The sequence below is a fragment of the Deferrisoma sp. genome (assembly GCF_054681715.1).
In genome coordinates this window covers 68,069-74,180 of sequence record NZ_BAAHFQ010000003.1, presented here as the reverse complement: position 1 = coordinate 74,180, position 6,112 = coordinate 68,069, and the positions used below count along the sequence as shown (strand labels likewise).

General features: G+C 69.1%; 4 protein-coding genes. All 4 read right to left on the bottom strand.

Features of this window, described 5'->3' with window-relative positions:
• Positions 1 to 40 precede the first annotated feature (40 nt).
• Positions 41 to 1,024 carry a TAXI family TRAP transporter solute-binding subunit gene (locus tag ACY0I8_RS01230; RefSeq protein ID WP_461393247.1) on the bottom strand — a complete coding sequence of 328 codons (984 nt, stop codon included), beginning with the start codon at positions 1,022 to 1,024 and terminating at the stop codon, positions 41 to 43.
• Positions 1,025 to 1,266: 242 nt separating this feature from the next.
• Positions 1,267 to 4,320: an ATP-binding protein gene (locus ACY0I8_RS01225; protein ID WP_461393246.1), complete on the bottom strand. Its 3,054-nt coding sequence runs from the start codon at positions 4,318 to 4,320 to the stop codon at positions 1,267 to 1,269.
• 813 nt (positions 4,321 to 5,133) lie between these two features.
• Positions 5,134 to 5,523, bottom strand: a complete 390-nt coding sequence (locus ACY0I8_RS01220) for a DUF309 domain-containing protein (RefSeq protein WP_461393245.1) — start codon at positions 5,521 to 5,523, stop codon at positions 5,134 to 5,136.
• Positions 5,524 to 5,688: 165 nt separating this feature from the next.
• Positions 5,689 to 6,087, bottom strand: coding sequence for an Hsp20/alpha crystallin family protein (locus ACY0I8_RS01215; RefSeq protein ID WP_461393244.1), 399 nt, complete (start codon positions 6,085 to 6,087; stop codon positions 5,689 to 5,691).
• Positions 6,088 to 6,112 lie beyond the last annotated feature (25 nt).

The following is a 6,112-nucleotide window of genomic DNA, read 5'->3' as shown; positions in this document are numbered from 1 at the left end:
GGGCCCCGCTTCTCGCAGCAGTTGCGACCGGGTCCGCCCCCTAGCGGGCGGTGTGCTCCGGCTTGATGGTCAACCCCTTCTCCCGCCAGAACTTTTCGGCGCCGGGATGGATCGGGGTCACGATCCCCTTGAGGCCGTCCTCCACCGACATTGCCTTGGCGGTGCTCTTGACCTTCACCATGTAGGCCAGGCCCTCCTTGGAGAAGATCTCCTTCAGCGCGTTGTACACGTACTCGTCCTTCACGTGGGCGCCGGCCACCCACAGGGCCGAATCCTGGAACGACGGCACGTCGTAGTCCACCCCGCTGTAGGTGCCGGCGGGGATCACGAGCTCGGTGTAAAAGGGGTATTGCTCGAAGAACCCGGCTTTCTTTCCGGCCTCCACCACGTTCAGGAGCTTAATCTTGTTGCTGGCCGCCGCCTGGATCACCGAGGCGTTCGGATAACCCGCGAACACCCACATCGCGTCGATCAGGTTGTCGCCCAGGGCCGACGCGGCCTTGCTGTACCCGATAAACTCCACCTTCATCTTGTCCCACAGGCCCAGGGCCGTGAAATACCGCTGAGCCGCACCGGCGGCGCCGGAACCCGCGCCCCCCACGGCGACCCGCTTACCCACGAGATCTTCGACTTTGTTGATGCCGCTATCGGCCTTGACGATCAGGTGGGCCGGGGCGCCGTAGAGATAGGCCATGGCCCACACGTTGGTGTACTTCTTCGGGTCTTTCGTCAGGCGGCCGTTGCGGCCCAGGTAGGTGTCGCCCGAGTACACGATCCCAAAATCGGCTTCGCCGGAATTCACCCGGCGCAGGTTCTCCAGGGACCCCGCCGAGGCCATGTTCGACACCTCAAGGTCCGGAATCTTCTTCGACAGGTAGTTGGCGATGCCGTTCGAGAAGTACTGGAAGGTGCCCCCCTCCGGCCCCCCGGAAAACGCGAGCCGCACCTTCGCCAGCGCGGCGGGGGAAAGGGCGAGAAGCGCCGCCGTCCCGAGGGCAAGCCACATCCATCGGCGAGTTCGCATGGTCGTTCCTCCTTTTTCGTTGGGGTGAAAAAACGGTTGACTGCACCAATCTAGCCGGTTCCGTCCGCCGGTCAAGACCTCCCGTTGCGCCTCCTTTCAAACTCCGTGCCAGGCCCGTACCTCCTCCCAACGCGCAGAAAACGGCGTTCTTCTCCCCCTGATCCTCGGCTCCATGCGGCCGTCGGCGGCCGGAGGTGGCCGAATTCCGCCACCTCCGGTCCCTGGGAGTCCGGGTGCGCCGGCTACTCCTCCGGCTCCATCGGGATCCAAAGTGTAAACGTGGTGCCCTTCCCCTCCTCGCTCGCGACCTCGATCCGGCCGCCGTGCTCCTCGACCACGGAGTAGGCGATGGACAATCCGAGCCCGGTGCCGCCGGGGCGGAGGCTGAAGAACGGCTCGAAGATCCGGTCCCTCACGTCCTCGGGGATCCCGTGGCCGGTGTCGGACACGAGGAGCACCGCCCCGCCCCCGTCCTCGCCGACCTCCAGGCGCAGGATCCCCCCCTCCTCCATGGACTGGATGGCGTTCAGGCACAAATTCAGGACGACCTGCTTCATCTTGTCCGGGTCGGCCCAGCACTCTCCCTCGGCCCGGAACCGGTGCTCGACCCGAACGCCCCGACGCCCGGCCTCCTTTTCCACCAAAAACAGCGTGGAGCGCACCACAGAGGAAACGGAACACCTCCCCCGCCGGGGCGCCTCGACCCGTGCGTAGTCGAGGAGTTCCTGCACGATCCCCTCAAGCCGCTCGATCTCCCCCATGGCCCTGCGCAGGGCTTCCCGATCGGCCGGGTCGCCGGTGCGGTCGTGGAGGTCGTCGAGCAAAAGCGCCACCCCCGTCAGGGGGTTTCGTACCTCGTGGGCCACCCCGGCCGCCATGCGGCCCAGGGAGGCCAGCCGGTCCATCCGCTCCAGGCTCCGGCGGATCGCCCGCTCCTGGGTCACATCCCGAAACTGCAGGATGAGCCCCCCAGGAGCCCCGGCCGACGGCAACCGGCTCGGCACCCACACGAACTCCCGCAGACCGTCCGGCCCCTCGCGGGAGAACTCTCGGGGTTCTAAGGGCTCCCCCCGCACCAGCCCCTTGATCCACTCCACCTCGGCCTGGGTGAGGCCGAGGCGTTCCACGGGCTCCCCCGTGCCGGCAGCCGAGGCGCAGAGGAACGCCTGCGCGTAGGCGTTGAGCGAAAGTACCCGGCCCCGGGGGTCGAGGGTGATGACCCCGCTTGCCAGGCTGTCGAGCACGGTCTCGACGAACCGCCGGGCCTCCCGGACCTCCTCGAAGAGCCTCGAGCGCTCCACGGCCCGGGCCGCCTGTCCCGCCAGGATCTGGAGCGGCCCGTCCAGGTGGCCGGGCACCGGGCGGTTCGTGAGCGCATTGTCGACCCCCACGACCCCGACCACCCGGTCCCGGATCTTCATGGGCACATACACGAACGAGCTCGTCCCGGCGGCCTGGGCGATCCTGAGGTCGAGGGGCGTGAGCTCCGGGTCCGAGAGGGACCCGACCCGCTTCGGCCACCCCGACCGGACGACCCGGGTCGCCACGCAGTCGTGGGAACGAAGCGAAAACGGCCGCTGACGGATTCGCAACTCGTCCACCGGGTCGAATCCCGCCACAGCCACGGCCCGGAGGGTATCGCCCCCCGGCGGCTCCACGAGGTACAACACGGCCCGGTCCACCCCCAGCCCGGAGGTCGCGGCGTCGAGGATCACCCGGAGCGCCGCGTCCCGGTCGAAGGTGGTTCCCAGGAACTCGCTGATCGATTGGATCTGACCCAGGATACGAAGCTGCTCCTCGAGCCGGGCGGCGCTCTCCCGGGCCTCGTCCCGGCTCGCCCGGAGATCCTCCAGGCTCTGCTCCAGGGAGCGGTTCTTCTCCTCGAGCAAGCCCGCCATGCGGTTCAGGTCCGCGGCCAGATCCGCCAATTCGTCCCGGGTACGCACCTTCACCCGGGCCCCCAGGTCGCCCCGCGCGATCCGGCGGGCCATCCGAGCCATGGTCTGGACGGGGCGGGAGACGTGGGTCGAAAGAACGAACGAGGCGGAAAGGATGGCCACCCCCAGGACCCAGGCCAACACGAGCCCGGTGCGGAGCGTCTCGGCCGACGCCTCCCCGATGGCGTGGGCCGTCTGGGTGGCCGCCTCGTGGAACGCCTCGGTGCGCGCGCCGATGGTCACTCCCCCGAACACGCCATGTTTTCGGTACGGGCCGTAGGCGAACCGCACCGGGGCGTACGCCATCACCTTGTCCACCCCGGCCACGTTGTAGGTGCGGGTGACCCCGCTTCGCCCCGCCCGCACCTCCCGCGCCACCAGAGGGTAGTTGGGGTGCACGAAGGCGGCCCGGTCCAGGTTGAAGGGGATCCGGCCGGCCTCCACGTCCTCGGGGCTCGAGTTTTCGGTGTACGGGGGTACCCACCGGCCGTCGGGTCCCAGGCCCCGGATGTCCCAGAGCTTGGGATGGGCGATGATCCAGCCCTCGTCGTCGAACAGGAAGGCGTAGTTTCCGGAGAGGTACGAAGGGAATACGGTCTGGCGCCGGCTGAGGGGCAGGAGGTGCTGGGTGAACTCCATGAGGTGGCGGTGATCGAGGGCCAGGGCGACCACCCCTTCGGGTTCCCCACCGGACCCGCGCACCGCCAGGGCGAACCGGACGATGCCGCGGTACTCGGCGCCCCCCGCGGCGTCCTCCACGGTCCGGGCGCCCGCGAGCTGCTCCGGCCGGGACACGTGCCGGCCCACCACATGCCCGACCCAGGGCTCCCCCGGCGGCAGCTCGAGGCAGGCCCGGAAGTAGCCCTCCACCCCGAAGGTGGTGCCCCCGGGCCGGCTCACGTCCCGGAGCCCTCCGGGCGACACCGGCGCGCCGTGGTCGAATCGGAACCGCTCACGCCCGTCGGGCCCGACCCAGGCCACCTCGGCGTAGAGCGGCACGGCCTCCCGCACCTCCCCCACGGTGCCTTCGGGTCGGCGTACCCGGCGCCACAGCACCCCCGTCCGGCTTCGCGCCAGGGCGCCGAACGCGTCAGGATCCTTGGGCGTCGCCGCCAGGACCCGAAGGTCGGCCACCCTCTCCTCGAGAAACGCCGCGATCCGGTCGGCCACCAGTTGGGCCTGGAGCTCCAGGGCCTCCCGGGCCCGCTCGTCCAGGGCCTCGCTCGAGCGCTCCACCGCCTCGCGGCCGACCTCTTCGACCCGGCGGGCCGCGTCGAGGCCGAACCACAGGAGCGGAGGCAGACTCAGGGCCAGGAACCAGGCGAGGAGCTTCCAAAAGAGGGGAACTCGGATGCGCATGACCTCGGGGAGGGGAGAAACGCGAGAGCCGGCGAACCCAGGATATCATCCCCCCGAGGCGGGAAGAAACGGGCTTCCAAGTAACTTCGGTCCACGGTCGGCGGTCTCGCGGTCGTCGGTCCCGTGGTCCAGACGGCCCCGGCGCACCGTGTGGCCGAGGCGGAAGTTATTGTTTCTGCAAACAGGCCGCGCGCCGCGCGGCCTACGGGAGCTTCCAAGTAACTTCGGCTGGGACGCTGGGAGGCTAGGAGGCTAGGGCGCGAAAATACTTTGCGATTCCAGCGTCATCGGCTGTTCCAACCTGTGGGAGCGGCTTCCAAGCCGCGGCGCCCTTTCTTTCGGGCCTTCGGCCCGGATCGCGCCTTGGAAGGCGCTCCCACACCGAGGCCCTGACTCGGACGTTACTGTCGTGCGCAGTGGGGCCCCGCCGGGGCCCTGGGGAGCTTCTCAGTAACTTCCGCTATGCGGCTGGGGGGACCGGCGGCTAGGCGGCTAAGAGCATTCGGGATTCCGGCGTCATCGCGCCTGCCGTATCGGAGACCGGAATTCAGAGGTCAGAGGTCTGAGCACCCCTGTCCTCTGTCGTCTGTCTTCTGGCACCTGGCACGATCTCCGGTCCCGTGGTCCACGCCGCGGCGGCCCCCCGTGTGATCGAAACCGAAAACCTGCTCGTCTTGCGGGCAGGTCGCCCCGCCGCCTACCAGGGCTTCCCAAGCGGTCCGAGCCCGGTGAGGCGTGGCAAGGTCATGGGCCGCACCCGGCCCTCCGCCGGCCCCCCGTTCCCGTAGCAGCGCCCGCGATCTGAGAATGTCTCTACCGTGTCGGCGCGCCGGGGCCCACGCCGCGCCGTCCCAGGCGGCGATCCAACTCGGCCAGGCCGGTCCGGTCGGGGTCGAACCGCACCTGGGCCCAGTCCCGGCCCAGGGCCTCCTCGACCCCACGCAGGAGTTCATCCAACCGGAGCCCGCCGTATTCTTGACCCACGGCCGACCAGTGGGCGCGGGCCCGATCGAAGCAGCGTTGGGCCCCGGTACGGTTCCCTCGATCCCGATGGAACAGAGCAGCGGCCAGGAGGGCCCACCCTTGGTAGAACTCCCGGTCGGAGCCCTCGGTCTCGTGGCGCAGCTCCTCAAAAATGCGCTGGGCCTCCAGGTACCGGCCCTGCTCGAACCGGGTGATGCCTTCCCGCAGTCTGGCGTCCATGGCACACCCCTCTCGCTCCAGTGGGGTCCGAACTCGAAATCCGGAATCTTACCAGGGTGCTCGGCCTTGGCCAGTGGCGCCCGGGGCACCGGTTCCCGGTCCCGAAACGAACGGCGGGGAGACCCCGATGGGAGTCTCCCCGCCGTTCGTTCGCTCGCACGAGGCTCAGGTCTCAACCGGAATCTTCCGGGGCTTCGCCTCCTCGGCCTTGGGCAACTCGAGCCGGAGCACCCCGTTTTTGAGGCTCGCCCGGATCCGGTCGGTATCGATGGCCTCGGTGATCCGGAACTGGCGGAAGAACGGGGTCAGGGTGAACTCCCGCACGAGCACCCGGCCCGGGGTGTCGCGCTCCACCCGGCCGTCGATCGTGAGGATCCCCTGCTCCACCTGGATCGTGAGCCCATCCTTCTTCACGCCGGGCAGATCCGCCAACACCACCAGCTTGTCGTCTTCCTCGTAGATGTCCACCAAGGGCACCGCGTACCGCTGGGGTTGCCGGGTCACCTCCTGGGTGGCCGCCGTCGCGGGCGCGGTCCCGGGAACCGTCCTCTCCACCGCGTTCATGGCTCACCTCCTCCGAAACATCGGT